Annotated in this window: 16 protein-coding genes; 11 read left to right on the top strand and 5 right to left on the bottom strand. The window is 36.7% G+C overall.

The features are described from left to right. Positions 1-142 precede the first annotated feature (142 nt). Genes ACMAYS_RS00875 through ACMAYS_RS00840 form a run of 8 tightly spaced genes read left to right on the top strand, consistent with a single transcriptional unit; the run spans position 143 to position 8253 of the window. Positions 143-805 (top strand): GbsR/MarR family transcriptional regulator, encoded by a 663-nt coding sequence (locus ACMAYS_RS00875; protein ID WP_103217111.1) that lies wholly within the window; start codon positions 143-145, stop codon positions 803-805. Then, positions 802-2046 (top strand): beta-ketoacyl-[acyl-carrier-protein] synthase family protein, encoded by a 1245-nt coding sequence (locus tag ACMAYS_RS00870; protein WP_103217110.1) that lies wholly within the window; start codon positions 802-804, stop codon positions 2044-2046. Before ACMAYS_RS00875 ends, ACMAYS_RS00870 begins: the two co-directional genes overlap by 4 nt. Before the next feature lie 25 nt (positions 2047-2071). Then, positions 2072-2317, top strand: coding sequence for an acyl carrier protein (locus ACMAYS_RS00865; protein WP_103217109.1), 246 nt, complete (start codon positions 2072-2074; stop codon positions 2315-2317). Between the two features lie 45 nt (positions 2318-2362). Then, a complete protein-coding gene (locus ACMAYS_RS00860; RefSeq protein WP_412462547.1) occupies positions 2363-3751 on the top strand; it encodes a phytoene desaturase family protein in 1389 nt (462 codons plus the stop codon). 10 nt (positions 3752-3761) lie between these two features. Next, positions 3762-4790: a 3-oxoacyl-ACP synthase III gene (locus tag ACMAYS_RS00855; RefSeq protein WP_412462546.1), complete on the top strand. Its 1029-nt coding sequence runs from the start codon at positions 3762-3764 to the stop codon at positions 4788-4790. After that, the gene (locus ACMAYS_RS00850) at positions 4790-5656 is read left to right on the top strand and encodes an alpha/beta fold hydrolase (RefSeq protein ID WP_412462545.1); all 867 of its coding nucleotides are present in this window, start codon (positions 4790-4792) and stop codon (positions 5654-5656) included. Before ACMAYS_RS00855 ends, ACMAYS_RS00850 begins: the two co-directional genes overlap by 1 nt. After that, entirely contained in the window at positions 5640-7271 is a 1632-nt protein-coding gene (locus tag ACMAYS_RS00845; RefSeq protein ID WP_103217105.1) for a fatty acid CoA ligase family protein, read from the top strand. Before ACMAYS_RS00850 ends, ACMAYS_RS00845 begins: the two co-directional genes overlap by 17 nt. 4 nt (positions 7272-7275) lie before the next feature. Then, entirely contained in the window at positions 7276-8253 is a 978-nt protein-coding gene (locus ACMAYS_RS00840; RefSeq protein WP_412462544.1) for an NAD-dependent epimerase/dehydratase family protein, read from the top strand. Here the strand turns inward: ACMAYS_RS00840 and ACMAYS_RS00835 are convergent. Beyond that, positions 8230-9027 (bottom strand): undecaprenyl-diphosphate phosphatase, encoded by a 798-nt coding sequence (locus ACMAYS_RS00835; RefSeq protein WP_103217103.1) that lies wholly within the window; start codon positions 9025-9027, stop codon positions 8230-8232. The two genes, ACMAYS_RS00840 and ACMAYS_RS00835, sit on opposite strands and share 24 nt — an antisense overlap. A 22-nt stretch (positions 9028-9049) precedes the next feature. Further along, positions 9050-10711 (bottom strand): hypothetical protein, encoded by a 1662-nt coding sequence (locus ACMAYS_RS00830; RefSeq protein ID WP_412462543.1) that lies wholly within the window; start codon positions 10709-10711, stop codon positions 9050-9052. 236 nt (positions 10712-10947) lie between these two features. Here ACMAYS_RS00830 and ACMAYS_RS00825 point away from each other — a divergent pair, with 236 nt between their 5' ends. Genes ACMAYS_RS00825 through ACMAYS_RS00815 form a run of 3 tightly spaced genes read left to right on the top strand, consistent with a single transcriptional unit; the run spans position 10948 to position 17060 of the window. Beyond that, positions 10948-14130 (top strand): hypothetical protein, encoded by a 3183-nt coding sequence (locus ACMAYS_RS00825; RefSeq protein WP_412462542.1) that lies wholly within the window; start codon positions 10948-10950, stop codon positions 14128-14130. A 49-nt stretch (positions 14131-14179) separates the two neighbouring features. Then, positions 14180-16528, top strand: a complete 2349-nt coding sequence (locus ACMAYS_RS00820) for a hypothetical protein (protein WP_412462541.1) — start codon at positions 14180-14182, stop codon at positions 16526-16528. Positions 16529-16550: 22 nt separating this feature from the next. Then, positions 16551-17060: a hypothetical protein gene (locus ACMAYS_RS00815; RefSeq protein ID WP_103217099.1), complete on the top strand. Its 510-nt coding sequence runs from the start codon at positions 16551-16553 to the stop codon at positions 17058-17060. Here ACMAYS_RS00815 and ACMAYS_RS00810 read toward each other — a convergent pair. From ACMAYS_RS00810 to ACMAYS_RS00800, 3 genes are all read right to left on the bottom strand, one after another. Next, positions 17050-17517 (bottom strand): hypothetical protein, encoded by a 468-nt coding sequence (locus ACMAYS_RS00810; protein WP_103217098.1) that lies wholly within the window; start codon positions 17515-17517, stop codon positions 17050-17052. The two genes, ACMAYS_RS00815 and ACMAYS_RS00810, sit on opposite strands and share 11 nt — an antisense overlap. 49 nt (positions 17518-17566) lie before the next feature. Next, on the bottom strand, positions 17567-17869 hold the full coding sequence (locus ACMAYS_RS00805; RefSeq protein WP_021267353.1) for a c-type cytochrome: 303 nt from the start codon (positions 17867-17869) through the stop codon (positions 17567-17569). Between the two features lie 76 nt (positions 17870-17945). Beyond that, positions 17946-18560: a hypothetical protein gene (locus ACMAYS_RS00800; RefSeq protein ID WP_103217097.1), complete on the bottom strand. Its 615-nt coding sequence runs from the start codon at positions 18558-18560 to the stop codon at positions 17946-17948. Positions 18561-18617: the final 57 nt, after the last annotated feature.

Genomic DNA, 18617 nt, shown 5'->3' with positions numbered 1-18617 from the left:
AGAAATATCAGGTCCAAGATGCACCTTGCATCGCAAAATAAAGACACTGTGCACACCAATAAAGATTTAGGATCCTTTTAAGATTGACCACTTAGACAATATTACTTATATTTTATTTTTAAAATATAAAGGTTATTTCAAGATGAAAGAAGCTGTTGATATGGACATTGAGATTGTTGAAAAGAAGCTACTTGAGTACTTACCTCATTATGAAGCATTTTTTTCAAAAGTTGGCTTTAAAAGAATTGAAGGTGCCATCTTTGGTGTACTTGTCTATTCATCTAGGCCACTAGCTTCTGATGAAATTGAAAAAATCTTAGGCTTATCTCAGCCTGCAGTCTCTAGTGCTCTAAAGACTCTTGCGACTTATAAAATGATCATCACTCATGATCACCCAGAAATTAAACGTATGAAGATACATGAGGCCAATGATGATGCCATCAATATTGTCTCAAATATCGTAAAGAAGCGTGAGCTCGAAATAATCGAAGAATTTGAAAATATCACACAAGAATCTCTTAAATTTGTTCACGATGAAAAAAGAAAGAAGCGCTTAACTAACATCCTAACAACGACTCGATTTGCTAGGTCTCTAAGTGAATTTATCATCTCTATTAGCAAGGAGCTCGATAATCCTTATATGGCCATTGAAAAATTTCCAATGGTCACTAAAGTGCTAAAGAACTCACTGACAGATATTAATCAAATAAAGTCAGGGATCACATCTGGTTTAAGGAACTCTTTCCTTAATATTGTTTCAAAAATAGAAAATGAAAAACATAGTAATAATGGAGTTAATGAATGAACTTATCTCGTGTTGTCATCACGGGTGTAGGCCTTACTGCACCAAATGGAAATAGCTTAAATGAATTCCGCTGCGCTCTTTTAGAGCAAAAGTCGGGAATCACTTATGAAGAAGTACGTTTTATGGGCCAGATCCCTGTAGGAAAATGTGACTTTGACGAAAGAAAGCACCAAAAAGGAAAAATGAGAAAACGTGGAACTCGCGTCGGTGGAATCTCTGTCTACTGCTCAAAAGAAGCGCTCGATGATGCTGGACTTGATCTTGCAACACTTGATAAATCAAGAATTGGTATTTACTTAGGTATTACAGAGCACGGACCTGTTGAAACTGAAGAAGAGCTTTTCCAATTTTATAAAAACAATGAAGAAAAGCCTGAGCTTTGGACTCATCACCATAACCCAAGAACAGTTGCAAATAATCCTGCAGGGGAAGTTTCACTAAACCTTGGAATTACTGGACCTCACTATACAATTGGAGCTGCGTGTGCGGCAGGAAATATGGGTCTAATTCAAGCAGTTCAAATGCTTCAACTTGGAGAAGTTGATCTTGCACTTGCTGGTGGAGTTTCAGAGTCATCGAACTCATTTGGTAACCATGTATCTTTCAAAGCACAAGGTGCACTAGCAGATTTTCCAGAAGATCAAACGCGTGCCTCGCGCCCACTTGATAATAATAGAAATGGAATCGTTATCTCAGAAGGTGGATGTGTCTACACTTTAGAAAGATTAGAAGATGCTCTAGCTCGTGGAGCTAAGATTTACGGAGAAGTTGCAGGTTATCATACAAATAGTGATGCAACAGACTTTGTTCTTCCTAATCCTGAGCGCCAGATGGAATGTGTCCACAAAGCAATAGCAAAAGCAGGTATCACAATTAATGATATCGATATTGTGAACCTTCATGCAACTGGTACAAAGATGGGTGATATCCAAGAAGTAGCAGGAATAAAAGAAGCTTTTAAAGATGCACCAGAAGTTGCAGTAAATTGCACTAAAGGTTTAATTGGTCATGCAATGGGTGCGGCCGGAGCACTTGAGCTTGCAGGGAACCTACCTAGTTTTGAAGATGGCCTAGTACACCCATGTCACAAGATTGATGAAATCGATCCTGAGTGTGCAATGGATCAGCTTGTACTTGAAGCACCACTAAAGAAAGACGTTAAATATATCCTTAACAACTCATTTGGGATGTTAGGAATTAATTCAACTTTAATTATAAAAAAATACGAAGCTAAGGCTTAACTTTAAATTATCACAGGAGAAAAATATGACACCAGAACAAGTAAGACAAATCGTAGTTGATATTATCGCAGACATTGCAGTTGATGACGATGTAACTTCAATCGATGATGCAACTCCACTAAGAGATCAACTAGACCTAGATTCAATGGACTTCCTTGATATCGTAATGGAACTTAAGAAACAACACTCAATTGAAGTACCTCAAGAAGATTACCCTGAGCTAGCTTCAATGAACTCTTGTGTTGCTTACCTAACACCAAAATTTCAATAAATTTAATAAGGGCCACAACCGTGGCCCTTTTATAAAGTAAAAACTATGACACAAAAATATGATGTAATTGTAATTGGCGCTGGAATGAGTGGACTTGCAGCAAGCATTCGCCTTGCTATGTTTGGCAAGAAAGTAGTATGCCTAGAAAAGCACTCAATTTCAGGTGGTCTAAATTCTTACTACCGTCGCGGTAAAAGAAATTTCGATGTTGGCCTTCATGCCCTAACAAATTTTGCGACCAGAGGAGAAAGAGGAAAACCTCTAACAAAACTTCTTAAACAACTAAGAATACCTTGGTCAGAACTTGATCTTATTGAACAGAAACAATCAAAGATTATATTCCCTGAGACAACACTGACATTTACAAATGACTTTGCAGTTCTTACGCAAGAAATTGCAGACAAATTTCCAGCATCAATTGATGAGTTTAATCAATTTGTTGCCTATATTAGAGACTTCAACGAAGTCGCCCTAAACAATGAAACTTATATGGCAAAAGATGTTGCCAGAAAATATATTAAGAATGAAAAGCTAATTTCCATGATCTTTGCTCCGCTGTTGATTTACGGATCAGCATGGGAAGATGATATGGATTTCTCTCAATTTGTTATCATGTTTAAGAGTATCTACCTTGAAGGTTTTGCAAGACCTGATGGTGGGGTTAGAAAAATCATTAACCTCTTACTTGATAAGTATGAAGGACTTGGCGGAGAACTTCGTTTTCGTGCAGGTGTTGCTTCCATTAACACTAACTCAGATAAAGTAACGAGTGTAACTCTTGAAAATGGTGAAGTATTAGAGTGTGACAAGGTTATCTCAAGCATGGGACATCCAGAAACGATGGCCATTACAGAAGGTCAAAGCGCACAAAAGGTTGCAGTAGGACCGATGACTTTTTGTGAAACAATTCTTTGTCTTGATGAGCGACCAAAAGACTTTGACATGAATGATACTATTCTTTTCTATAATGAGAGAGAAGATTATCAGTATCGCGGGCCTACTGAATTCATCGATAATAAAAGTACCGTAATCTGCTTTCCAAATAATTTTGCAAGTGATGATAGTGATGAGGGAGTTATTCGCCTTACCTATATGGCAAATTATGAAAAATGGAAAGATTTAGTAAACTCAGATCGCAAGGCCTACCTTGCGATGAAAAATGAAGTTTATGAGCAATCACTTCAAACTTTAAAAAATATATATCCAAATGCCTCACTTGATGTGAAATTCAAAGATGTTTTCACTCCACATACAATTGAGCGCTACACTGGACACCTTCGTGGATGTGTATATGGATCAACAGATAAGCTAAGAGATGGAAGAACTCCAGTTGAAGGACTTTATCTATGCGGAACGGATCAAGGCTTCCTTGGGATTATCGGATCCATGCTAAGTGGAATTTCCATGGCAAACCTACATGGATTAATGGAATAAAAGGCACCATATGAAATATAATAATGTTGTAATAGAAGACTATGCATACATCGAACCGCCAGAGGTTCTAACAAGTGATAAACTTGAAGAGCTGCTCTCACCTCTTTACACGAGACTAAAGCTTCCACAAGGAAGGCTTGAGCTTATGACGGGAATCAAATCACGTGGTTTTTGGCCTAACTCAACTAGGCCAAGTTCAATTGCAACAGAAGCTGCAAATAAACTCTTAGATAAATTATCTAAGAAAGGAATTAAAAAAGCAGATGTAAATCTTCTTATCAACTCAAGTGTATGTCGTGACTTTCTTGAGCCATCAACAGCATCAGTAATACACTCAAATTTAGAGATGCCTAGCGAGTGCATGCTCTTTGATATTTCAAATGCTTGTCTTGGAATGGTGAGTGCTTGGGAAGTGGTTGCCAATATGATTGAAACAGGTGCGATTAAAAGGGCCATTATTGTTTCGGGAGAAAACAGCGCTCCTCTATTAGAAAATACTATCAAAACTTTAAATGAAGACGAGTCAATTACAAGAAAGTCTGTGAAGAAATTCTTTGCAAATTTAACAATTGGTTCAGCAGGTGTCGCCTACTGCCTTGCTCACAAAAGCGAAGCACCAAGTGCGCCGCGAATTACTTCTATTACAAATCGTAGTGATTCAGCGGCAAATAAATTATGTCAAGGTGATGGGAATCCAGAATCTTTAGTAATGGAGACGGATTCAGAGGAATTACTAAAGTATGGAAAGGCCCTTGCAAAAAAGACATTTACTGACTCAGGACTTAATCAAGACGAGATTGATATTGTGATTGGCCATCAAGTAGGAAAGGCCCACAAAGAAATAGTCTTGGGAGAACTTGGTCTACTTAATCATAAAACTTTTGATACCTTTGATACATTGGGAAATACCGGCTCTGCCGCACTACCAATCACTCTTGCAAAGATGAATGACATTGAAGGAATTGAAAAAGGTAAGAAAATTGCCCTTGTAGGCATTGGGTCTGGGCTATCATGCTCAGTACTAGGAGTAAGTTGGTAATGAACTGGAAAACAGAATATCCATATAAGAGTAACTTCATCGAAATTGAGAATAAGAAATATCACTATCTAGACGAAGGAAATAAAGATGCTGAAGTCATTGTTATGCTTCACGGAAACCCAACATGGTCGTTCTATTACAGAAATATTGTAAATGAATTAAAAGATACATACCGCTGTATTGTTCCAGATCATTTTGGTTGTGGACTTTCAGATAAGCCACAAGATTATGACTATACATTAGAAAATCATATTAACAATGTATTGACTCTCCTAGATAAATTGGGAGTGAAAAAATTTAAACTACTTGTTCATGACTGGGGTGGTGCGATTGGAATGGGTGTTGCAACATCACGCCCGCAAGATGTAACTGGTGTAATCTTACTAAATACAGCAGCATTCAGATCTCTTGATATTCCAAAAAGAATTGCCCTTTGTAAGCTGCCTGTAATTGGAGAGCCAATGGTGCGTGCATTTAATGCATTCGCTTGGCCTGCAACTTTTATGACGACGACAAAGCCTTTAGCAAAGCATATTAAAGAAGGATACCTTCATCCTTACAATAACTATGCAAATCGTATTGCGACAGCTCGCTTTGTAAAGGATATCCCTTTATCAAGTAAACATCCAACATATTCGAAGCTTTCTCAAATTGAAGACAATTTGAAAAATGTAACATGCCCTAAGATGTTTCTTTGGGGAGCTCAAGACTTCTGTTTTAATATGGATTTCCTAAAGCGTTGGAAAGATTTTTACCCTGACAGCAAGTATGTAGTATACCAAGATGCTGGCCACTACGTGATTGAAGATGAGAAAGAAAATTGTCTTAAGGAAATAAAAGGTTTCTTAAATGAATATCGCGCATAGGATCGAAAATTGGGCCCAAAAGACGCCTGATAAAATCTGTTTAAAATTCCCTAAAAAAACAGGTAGTGGTTATCACTATGATGAGCTGACATTTAAAGAATTTAATCAATTAAGCTCTCACTATGCAGCTGCATTAAACCAGGAAGGAATTCAAAAAGGAGACAAGGTTCTTTTATTTGTAAGGCCATCTTTTGACTTTCCTGCCCTAACATTTGCACTTTTTAAAATTGGAGCAATACCAATTTTAATTGACCCTGGAATGGGACTTAAAAACCTTTTTAAAGCGATTAAAGATGCAAAACCTGACTACCTAATTGCAGTAAATATTGTTCATATCCTAAGAATGTTTAAAAAGGATAGCTTCAAAAGTATAAAAAAATATTTTACGACTGAAGGTAAGCTATTTTCACATTTAACAACAATCAAGTCACTAAAAGAAAAAGATCAGCTAACATATGATACTGAGAAAGTTGAAAATTCTGATCTTGCAGCAATTCTTTTTACATCAGGCGGAACAGGAAGACCTAAGGGTGTAGAATACACTCATGAGATCTTTAATCGTCAAACTGATGTCTTACAAGAACTCTTTGGCTTAACACCTGAAGATGTTGATGTACCAGGCTTTCCCCTCTTTTCATTTTTTACAATGTCGATGGGGATGACGAGTGTCATTCCAGATATGAACCCAAGCAAGCCTGCAAAATGTAATCCTGAAGCACTTGTTAAGAATATTAATGATAATGGTGCCACTTTCATTGCTGGCTCACCAGCAATTTGGGAGCGCGTTGGGGACTACCTAGAGAAAACCAATCAAACACTAAAGACGGTGAAATATGTCGTCATGTTTGGAGCGCCAGTTAGAAATGAAGTCCATGAAAAACTAATCGCTCGCCTTGAACGAGAGGATGCTGACACTTATACACCTTATGGAGCAACTGAGTGTTTGCCTGTGAGCTGCTTTAATGGAAGAGAAGTCTTAACGAACACACAGTTTGAGACGGCACAAGGTGGTGGAACTTGTATAGGCCTACCTTGTCCTGGTGTCGAAATTAGAATCATTAAAGATGTTGATGGTGTTATCAAAGACATTCAAGATACTAAGCAATTAGCAAAAGGTGTTGTTGGGGAAATTATTGTTCGTACAAAAACTGCGACAGCGGCCTATCATGAGCTTCCAAACAAAACGAGAGAAGCTAAAATTTATGATGGTGATACATTCTGGCACCGAATGGGAGACCTTGGAAAGATAGATGCACAAGGGCGTGTATGGTTTTATGGAAGAAAGGCCCATCAGGTAAAGGCCCACGCTACGACATACTACCCTATTTCAACGGAAGCGATTTTCAATAAGCACCCTCAAGTAAATAAATCGGCACTGATTTGGATTTTAAGAAATAACCGTGTTCGTCCTGCCCTGAGTATTGAACCGAAAGGACGAGTTCTTAATAAATCACGCCTTAAGCAAGAGCTTAAGATTATGGCAAATAAATATAGTCATACTAAAGATATAGATGAGATCTACATCTGTTCTAAATTTCCAGTAGATATTAGACATAATATAAAAATTGATCGCAAAGCACTGGCCCAAATGGCACAACAGGGAAAACTTAGGTAATTAAATGAAAATACTCGTCACAGGTGTAACAGGTTTTTTAGGCTATCATATAGCAAAGGATCTTTTGGCCGCAGGTCATGATGTATTTAACTTCTCTAGACGTGAAACTGATGAAGTTAAAGAGCTGGGTATAAAAACACACCAAGGAGATCTTACCAATTATCAAGATATCAGAAACGCATTGTCTGAAATCGATGCTGTTTTCCACGTTGCCGGAAAAGTTGGGATGTGGGGAAGAAAAGAAGATTTTGAAAGAATTAATATTGAAGGAACAAAAAATCTTTTAAAAGCAATGAAAGAAGCAGGCGTTAAATATCTTGTCTACACGAGTACCCCAAGTGTTGTCTTTGGAAAAGATGAAATAAAAAATGGTGATGAAGCCTTAGAATATCCAGAAAATTATTTGAATGAATATGCCAGGACAAAATCTATTGCGGAAAAGCTTGTCCTTGCAGCAAACACTCAAGATCTTCTAACAACAGCAATTCGCCCTCATTTAATCTACGGAGAAAGAGACAAGAATATCATCCCTACTCTAGTTGAAAGGGCCAAGAGTGGACGATTAAAAATAATTGGTCATGGAGATAATCTCGTCGATATTAATTATGTAGAGAATGCCTCTTATGCGCATGTAATGGCGCTAAATGAGCTAGTTGGAGAGGCCAAGAATAAAGGTAAGGCCTATTTTATTGGTCAAGAGCGACCAGTAAATCTATGGCACTTTATTAATGAACTACTTATGGCAAAAGGAGTTGCTCCTTTAACAAAGAAAGTACCATTAAGGATAGTCTACATTATTGGTGCAATTTGTGAGTTCATCTATAAGTTAATCGGTAAATACGATGGCCAACCGGCAATGACAAGATTTGTGGCACTTCAAATGGGAACATCTCATTATTTTAAACACAATAACGCATTAAATGATTTTGGCTATTCTCCAAGAATTTCAATCGACGAATCAATTGAGAAGATAAAAAACTAAAGCACTTAAGATTAAGCGATAGATCAGAAAGTAGCTGAATTGAATTCGCTTAATCAATTTCATAAAGAAATGTATTGTCGCAAGGCCTACAAGAAAAGAAACAAGAACGCCAATAGCACAATTTAAAACCTCAAATTGAGCGTCTTGTGGATTGCCAATCAAGTTGTAAGACTTTAATAAGAATGCGGCAAAGATTAAGGGAAGAGATAAAAGGAATGAAAAAGAAGAAGCATCCTCTTTTGAAAGCCCTAGAAATCGAGCTGCCGTTATTGTTATTCCAGAACGAGAAACACCAGGAAAGATTGATAGAACTTGCGAAAGGCCTATTACAATTGAAGAAGATGCCCTAAAGCCTTCCATATTTTTATTCGTCTTACCGATTCGATCTGAAATAAAAAGTAAAATACCAAAGAACGCCAAATTAAATGCAATAAAGACTTCGTTTCGGCCATAAGTTTCGGCCGTAGATTTTAAGATTAGGCCAAAAAAGCCCGTGAAGAAAGTTGCTATAATAAAGTTCTTAGTAAAGTTATCGCAGCTTCTTCCGGGAATAAAAAATAAGAAAGAGTTCTTAGCAATTCTTCTCACATCGTGATGAAAATAGATACCAACCGCAAGAGCAGTCCCTACGTGCATGGCCAAATCAAAGAAAATACCTGGGTCTTTAAACTCATAGATAAAAGGTAGTAGAGCGAGATGTCCAGAGCTAGAAACTGGTAAAAATTCTGTTAGCCCCTGAATAATTCCATAGACGACTGCCATCCATAATGTCATCTCTCAACTTCCTTTGTTACTTCTAACGCTTGAGTTTGCGCTTACTTTTATTCTTTTTAGTATTTTTTGACGTATCTTTTTTCTTGTCTTCAGAATTACTCTTTAATTCTGAAAGCATTTTTGCATCCTTTAATTTTAGAGCAAGTAAGATATCATTAAAACCTTTTATTGTTGCCTTTGAATAAGAATTTACATTTTTTTCCATTGCTAGTTGAAAAACTAATGCAAATCGCTGTAAGGCCGAACGTACACTAGAAATATAATTATCATTTCCAGACTCTATCGCTCTAATTGCATCTTTCTTGTAATATTCAACTAGGTAGTTCTCTAGTCCACGGGAGTAGTTTTTCGAGATCTCGACTTGTGAATTATTAGAGATAAGATCAAAACCTGCCAATGGATTAAAAATCTGATCTTTTACCCAAATTGCTAAGCGTTCACTTACTTGCTCTCCCCATCTTGCTTTAAAAAAAAGAGCATTTGCAAAAGCAGTTTGCGCTTTATCATTATCAAGGTTTCTGTCCCAAATGCTTTTATAAACGACAGGCCTTAGAAGTGAAAGGCTGAAAAAAGTCTCACGGTAAATTATATTTTCACCTGAATAATCTTTTTTTCTAATCAGGATATTTTCACCACTTTTAATAAAGTCGATATAATTATCATTAGTTATTTCAAGTAACTTCTCTAATTCTAACTTAAGTTGAAGATAAGGAAGGAATTGAAAATGACCCCTTAATAGTAAACTCGGAATACTTTTATAGTTAACGAGAAATGCATTTGAAATCAATTCAAATAACTCCAAACTAGCTCTACTACTTAAATAGTAAAGTTCATCATCTCCCCTTTTTGATAACTCCAATACTTTACTCAACTCGGGATAATACAGATCAAATAGAAACAGATTATCACGAGCAATCTTAACCAACGAATAAAGATCAAAGCGAGAAGAAATTTTAAAGATTCCCTTATTATTAAGCTTCGTATCCCAAATAGAAATTAGTGGACGATAAATCGTTTTCGAATCAACTTTTCTAATTTCAAAACTAGGCCTAATTGTAAATCTCGAATTATCTAAATTTGTAAAACTTGAAAATCCCAAAGATGTTGAGCCAATTTCAGCAAAAGATTCAAAATCAGTAATTTCACCCTCAACAAAAGTTTTTAGGCCGAAATCAACAAACTGCGAGCTAAACAATTGTTGCTTATACATTAAGGCACTAAATGGAGTTACTCCAATTGCAACAACACAGATGATTGTGGCCATGAGATAAGAGACTACTTTTGACTTATATGTAATTCGGGATGCTGTAAGCCTCACACTAATTGGAGACTCAATCCCCTTTGCAAAAACATCAAGTAATAAGCGTACTGGTAAGAGAATCAAGCGCATGATTGCACCCAATCTCTTTTGCATGGCCGTATTAGCAATGATCCTTACACCACAAAAGTATTGTCCAATTGTTATGCTGAAAAATAATGAGCAATAGAAAACGTAGAGAAAATACGTCATCAGATAAACATAGAGATGCTGTAGTGAAGCGCTTAGATTTTTTATCGAAAAAATAGCATTTGTAATGGATAAGATAAATTCACTACCAAGTAGAGCATAACTTATAAATAAGCACAGGCATAAATCGATGATGGTAGCAGTAATTCTTAGGTAGCGATTTGAATAAAACGTCATAGATAAATCAACCAACGGCCACTATTTTTGGCACTGAAATTTTAAATATTCTCAATTATAGAAGTATTTTAACACTATGAAATCTCATGTTCCATCACATAAAATCAGCGACTTATTTGCACCCCTGGCCATTTTATTAACCAATTTATTAGGTCAGGCATCGATTCATTAATAAAATAAAGAAAATTACTAAAATGTCGATAAGTATAAAGCATTGAATTGACAGGGGAAGTAAAGTGAAAAGATTAACGAAGGCCAAAGAGCAAAATAACTTAGGAAAGAAAGGAACGAGTTCCTCTTTCAAAAAAGTTAAAGTTAGCGTAATGGCACTGACTCTTATTCATTCATCTATTCCAATGAGCGCATTCGCTTTTAAGAAAAATGGTGAGTCTTGGTCAGAGTTCACGTCTGGTTCAGGTATGAAGACGGTTATTGGTGGTCTAAACATGATTGGGGATATCTCTCAACAAATGTACAACCAAGGACGTCTATCAAATACAGAGATCCAAGCACTTCAAGCTTTCAACAAGTCAAAGGCGGATGCTCAACAAAAGCTTCAGTCGAGAAGAATGCACCCTGCATTTAATTGTCCTCTTGCACCTGAGCCAATCCTTGCACCAAACGGAGCTTGTAATATTGGTGGGAATCTAAAAATTCCAGAGCAGGCACTAGAGTTTGGACAAAATATTTTAAACGAATACACAAGTTTTCTAAAACCAAGAAACACACCTCCTTACATTGGATCTCAATGTATCGAAGATGGTATGAAGAGTATTCAAGATAACTTTGCTTCAATGACATCTCAGTATGATCGCATGATTGAACAATTCGAAGCAGAGCTTAAGCAAGTAGCAGAAATTCAAAAGAAGAATAGAATCAAAATTAAAGAAATCCATGCCCTACTAAATGGCGGTGGAAATAACGTAAGTCAGGACTTTATTAATACTGACTTTAACAAATTAATGCCTGCTTCATGTGTAGAAGCATATGATGTAAATAAAATCATTAAGAAGCAAGGTGGCCTAGTAGGATTAAAAGATAGAATAAGCAGTGATGACCGTAAAGCAAAGCGCTTTAGAGGAAGCTCTCTTATCACAATGAGAAATCAAATTGAGTCTGATAAGAAGAAAGTTGCTCAAAGACTTGCTACAGGTGGATATGATGAAGCATTAAGAGAAGACCTTTTCAAAGGTACTCAATTTGCTAACCTATTCTCATCTGCAAGAACTTTTGCTGCTCAAAATACAACAGCAAAACTTAAGAAAGTTCAAACAATGCTTTCTAGTCTTGGTGTAAGCGATGCAGACCTTCCAAAATTTGATGATCCAAGTTTTTTAATTAAAGTTGATCGCTTAGCTTCAAAATCAGAAGACTCATACAAAGAAAAATTCATTATCGAATGTATGACAGGTAAAAATGCCGCAGCCTACTCGACTCCAATTAACCAAGCAGTTAACTCATTTGATAACGTTAGACTTGGGAACCAAGGTGATACACTATCATCTTTTAAAAGAGCTGCTTCAAATGCCTTCTCTGATCCGACTTCATTATCTTCTTTAGATAGCGTAGCAAATTCATTTAATAATAATGATATTAGAATCACTGTTTCTAATAGCAGTGGAAAAAGTGTGACAAAAACAGCTAGAGAATACTATAGCGATATTAAAAATGAATGTGTGGCCATCTACAATGGTGACCTTAAGCCAGCTGGTGATGTAGCAAACCTTGAAACATACCGTGCTGAAGCGAAAGCACTTAAGGCAGAAGCTAAAGAACTTCAGTCACTTACAAAGAGAACACTTGCCTCTGAAGGAAGTGGAAGTATCATGGCCGAAATCGATGAGCTTATTTACAACTGTAATGGAAATGCAGTTGAGCTTAGCAAGTGTGGCCCAGATGTTTACGAAACTTCTAGTAAATCATTTTGTGTAACACAGGCCGCAGCTTGTTCAGACAATGTTAATACATGTGCTACTTTTACAGAAACACTAGTAAACGCAAAAACAGCAGAACTTAAGCAAAAAGCAGACGTCTACAACGCACAAATGCAGCAATACGAAAATAAAGCAAAAGCACTTATGGCGCAAATGCAAGCACATATGCAAAAAGTTTCGGATCATGCATACAAAAATATGTTCCCTAACCTAACACCAGAAATGGCAAGAGCATATGGTATTCCAGCTTCTTCAGGTTTAACTTTTGGAAAACTTCAAGACCTTGATCAAGCAATGGATGAAGCTGAAACGAAAGGTATTCTATTAGAAAAAGATCCTGAAGTCTTTATGCGTGACCTTCTTGCAGGAATGAATGGTAACAGTGCAAGCATGAGAGCAGACCTTAACAAATGGTTTGAGAATCAAAATACTCACCTAGCTTCTCAAGTTGAAAAAATTAACCAGAGCCTTCAAGAAGAAAGAGGAAAATGGCAAGAGTTCGTATCGAACTGTGCCACTGCAATTAACGACAGAAATCAAGCAGCTCAAAAAGCAGCGAAAGAAGGTGCAGAGAAAGCTGCCGAGGCATCACAACAACAGGTTGAGTTCTGTTATAAGTTAAAAGGTCTACAGGACTCTAGTCCAGGACCAGGTTGTACTGGAGACAATAATGCAAGTGATCTTTATTCAGATGCAACTGAGATCGCTTCAATCCTACAGGCCCAAGCAGGTGGACAGTCACCTCTTCAAATGGCAATGAATGGTGGATCATCAAGTACACTAATTTTTGAACAAATCTCTGAGTATAAGAAGTTATGTGCAAGTGCATCAGCGGAAGGAAGTATTCCATCAGATGGAGATTCTAAAGAGTCAACAAATAGTGGTAAATCTCTAGCTCAGCTACAAAGCGCTTGTTCTAATAGTGGACAAAATGATGAGCAACTTATTACATCTCTAACAGACAAGTTAACAGACAACCTATCTGAAGATGAGAGTAAGTATAAAGAAGAGATTCAAAACTTTATCAAAGAAGATACTCAAATGAGTGATGATGCTCTTAAGGAGATTTCTGATAAGAACCTAATTATCGCTCAACAGATTCAGTCTCTTAAGAATAGAGCATCAGAAATTAGTGGTGATTATGATGGAAAAGGTCTTTGTAAAATGCTCTCTTCTGGGCGTGACCAATACGTTGGTAAACTATGTGACAGCAAGGCCGATACAGCAAAAGAAGAATGTATTACGAGAGAAAGAAAAGACTTTGAAAAAGATAAGTTAGTCGCTTTAGGAGTTGCTTACGAGGCCAAGATTATTACTCAAATTAGCTCTCCAGGACTACAAAGTGAATGGAACCGTATTGGTGAGAAATATAGTGGAACTGCTTGTGCGGCCATCAATGGTTCTCAATACGGCCAAAAAGGATTTATTCCAGGACTTATTGAAAAGATCGATCGTGACCTAGCGTCAGATGGAATGATTCAATAAGACGAAAAGAATAAAAGATTATATTGATTCAAGGGCATGGGAGGCCTAATTGAAATTTGCGGTACGTATAGTTAAAAAAAGAAAAGAAATACTTCATACACTAGGGACTTTAGGGTGTATCAGTATCCTTGCAACTTCATGTGTAGTCGATCAAGCATCTTCATCAAGAGAAGGATCTGGTGGATCAGCATTAAATAATACACAAGACACTGTATCAGCAAATTATGGCCGTATCTTAACGGCCAACCCACTAGTTCTAAGCGATTATGCTGCTGATGAGAATACTGATTTATCAACACTAATAACTCGCTCACCTGTTTACATTACAAGCAATGAATACTTAACAAAGTCGTGCTCACTTATTGGAGATTGCCTCGAAGTAACTGAAGATGCTGGTGTATCAGCTTTTCAAAATGAATCGAGAAAATGGGCATTTCCTGTTACGACTACAGAGTTCTTACAAATCAATGCTTTCTATCATACAGCAAAAGTAATCGATACTTATCTAGGTGATGTGACAACTTATGTCTACGACCGCTTAAATGAAGTTTCATATGATACTTCAGTACCGACAAACACAGACCTACACAAGGCGTACTGGAATGCTTCTAATAAGGCAAAATTGGTTGTCCACGCAGATGCTAGCCTTAGAAAAAATGCTAGTTTTGATCCTAGTAACTTCCTAATCAAATTAGGTTATATTCCTGGTTATCAAAATATTAAGATGGCCCAAGACCCTTCTGTCATTTATCACGAATTTGGACATGCTATTGTTGATCGTTTAATGAACCACAGAAACAGAGCATTTAACGCTGCCTTTTGTTTAAATACATCAAATCCAATTTGTCTTGAAGAATCTGCATTAGGCTACTTTGGTCACGATGAGGCCTATTCGATAAATGAAGGTATTGCAGATTACTTCTCATACTTCACAAATAATAGAGAACACATGGGTGAATGGGGACTAGGTAAATTTGCAAATGCTTCACGCCCGATCTCAGAAGACGATTCAATGCACATTGCAGGTATTTCAACAGATGAAGACTCAAGATTAAGCTATCCTGAATACTTAGGTTACGACGTTTACAACACAGAAAGCCGTGTTGACGATATTCACGTCGATGGCCAAATCATCAGTCACCTTCTTGTTGCTTTAACAAAGGAACTTAGTACACGTTGTACAGGTAATATTGACGGTGCAAAGAAACTTGTTTTCTACGCACTTGTTGAATCATTAGGAGAATTAGGAGATCTATCAGCACAGGCAAAAGATGGTCTTAGTGGCCAAATCAACCTTGATCAACAATATGCAAAAGAATGGCTTAAGTCAGTAAATCCAATTAACTTCAGACGTTTTTCGCAATCACTTGCTAGAAATGTTTATAATATTACAAATAGCCAATACAACCTATGCACATACCAAAATTTTTCTAAGGACAATTTAGAACAACTATTTGATTCATACGGGCTGCTACTTTTTAGAACTTACAATAATAACTTAAACTCAGTTTCAACGACAAATATTACTGTTAATCCTCTTAATCGTAAAAAGTCAGAGCTTATTAACAAGAATCTACTTATTAAAGACACACGCTCTTCTTACTCATCATTAAGTGTATTTGATATTCGCTCTTCAGTGTATCAAACAATTCAAAATCAAATGGATGTTGGAGAAGTTACAACAGTAGATGCACGATATAATAATGGAAACGGTAAGGTTTCACCTGGAGAGATCGTAGGTCTATTTGTTAGCGTCTATAACAATTCTAGTTCAATCATGGCAGGAACACGAATCCTTGCTTCAGATTGGGCCCATATGCAAGATGGAGTTCCATGCTCAAATCTAAGTGATGGCTACCCTTCTGTTTCACAAGGTGGAAAAGCTTGTGACCCTATAAATGAAACTAATTACAACGACACAGGAAGAATCATGCCTGTTTGTATGCTTACTTATAATGATGGAACAAGTACAAAACTTTTAAACCAACATGAATTCTTAAAGAAAATGAAGTCAGATATTGGACTTCTTGAAAAAGACTGTTTAGGTCAAGGTGAAGACCGCACTCAGAATGACTTAAATAATTGTTTCGTAAAAGCAATTCCAAGCACAAATGTTCAAAACATTCCATTCATGGCACCAAAGTCAAACTGGCAAGAAACAATGCAGGCCGAGCAAGGAGCGCCACTCTTTACTGACTCAAATATTATGTTCTTTGAAATCAATAAAAATATACCACTAGGAACAGAAGTATCTTGTCGTCTACGTATGACATTTGCAAATTGTGAAGACTGTTACCATGATCTTAGTAGTTCGAACTATGACGATTTTAAAGACTATGAATTTGCGGGTGAAGAACCTTTTAGTATTTTAAATATTAACTTTACGATTGAGCAATAGAAGCAATCAAAAGAAGGCCTCGATGAGAAAGTTTTTAATATTTTGCAGTATTTCGTTAGCAGCATTATTTATTATTTCTTCATATCAAAATGATGCAAAAACGATCTCTAAAGAATACTCACCTACAGACAGTATGAAGAAGACACGCTTTAAAGCGCGCAAGCATCACCACGGCCATAGCGATCACTCACGAAAAATTGCATCGATCCCTTCTACAGCAACGCCAAATACAGAAGTGAGCGAATCAGACTCTCTCGCAGAAGTTGCTAAAGAGCTCACAAAAGAAGACATCGCTGTAATTAAGAAAGTTAAAAAGAACCTACCTATCCTTGCAGATAGTGAATTCGAAATCGTAAAGAGGTTAAAAATAACAGATAAGAGTATTTATATTGTAAATCGTGATGTAAATGGGATGCCGCAATCATTTACAGCAATTATCGATAATAAGACGGGAAGAATCGAAAAGAGTTGGGGGAAGACTCGCTACGAGTCTCCCCTAAGCACAAGACATTATCCTGCTACTACTTACTAATTTGCTTAATCCACTCAGTAGTGTGTCCGTTATTTCCAAGACGACGGGCCGTCTTCTCATAACCGTGACTTTCATTTAGTGAATACTGTCTGAAATTATCAATTGAACAGAAGTGAACAATTTCCTTCACATCAAACTCTCTCGCTGCTTGCTCAAAAAAGTCCATGATTCTGTGAGAAAAACCACTTCCACTATGTTGCATCTTAATCGATGTATTCTTACAAAGAAGCTTGTCACCCTCTTTCTTAACGAAAGCAGCTGCAATAATCTCCTCAGATAACTTTACTGAATAAAGCTGCCAACCATCAGACAACTCTTTCTTAATATCATCTAATGTCCACTTGAAATCTGGACTATCAGAAAATGCCTCAACGTTATAGTCGTAAACGTCTTTTACTTTCTTTTGAGATGTAACTGACTCAAAACTTAGTTCACCTAATTGAATGGCCTTTACCATGATTCCTTCCTAGTAAATAATATTGTAAAAAACTGAGATCTTTCTACAATTATAGCGTAGAGATATAAGCAGCAAGATCTTTAAAGTCTGAGTCGTTCAGACCTTTAATAAATGGTAACATATCTGGGTTCTTTCTTTCACCAGTTTTAAACTGAACAAGTGATGAATAGATATACCAGTCGTATTGTCCAGCAATACGAGGAGCGTTCATCGACTTCTTTCCTTCCCCATTATCCCCGTGGCATGAAATACAACGTGAATATAGAGTCTTACCTTTGGCCGCGCTTTGAGCGTGAGCAGTATTCATTGAAAAAATACCTAGTGTGATAAGTGCAAGGGCCGTTAACTTCATTCTACTTCCTCTTTTATAATATCTAATTTGTTAATTTTCTTTACCGTATAGCTATCTAATATTAACTGCTTATACATCACTGCGCAACTAATTTTATACGCTGAGATTGAAAGCTAAAGTTCAAATACTTAGCGATTCCATCGTAAATAATTTCTTTTAAACTATCGGCCTGTAACTGACGCAAGCCACCAAAAGCTATCCCATCATCTACACAGACCTCATTTTCTTCAATGCTAAATAATTCAATTTGACCTAAATTATAACTCTCCAATGTAGTATTCACATTATCTATAAGTAGGGCCATTTTCTGAATTCGCTCTTGCAAAGACAATTTCTCCCAATTAAGAATCTCAATCTTATTATTCATAAGTGCATTTTCAAAAAATTCTTTTTGAATCTCTTGCAAGATTGTTTCAAACCACTTTTTTAAATCCAAAACATTAGGCCAGCTATGCTCACTAGCATTATCTCTTAGAAAACTTTCGGCTTCTCTAAAAGTCATAACAAATAGTGATGCCGGGCCAACTTTTTTTATAATAGTAAGAGCACTATAAAGTAGGGCCTTTTTCTTCAATGCATCCTCTTCATTTGCCATAAAGCTATCATCAAAGAAGTTTGCAGAAATATATTGATTAAATTGTGCAGGATCGAGCTCCCTAAGAAGCTCATGTGCTTTATTTGAAATTGTCATTATCCACCTTTTTGTATGGATCAAATTATCAGCTTTGAATACTTTTGACCATAAATT

Origin of the sequence: Halobacteriovorax sp. RT-2-6 (genome assembly GCF_047085025.1) — a bacterium.
Lineage (GTDB): Bacteria > Bdellovibrionota > Bacteriovoracia > Bacteriovoracales > Bacteriovoracaceae > Halobacteriovorax_A.
This window is presented reverse-complemented; position numbering and strand designations above follow the sequence as displayed.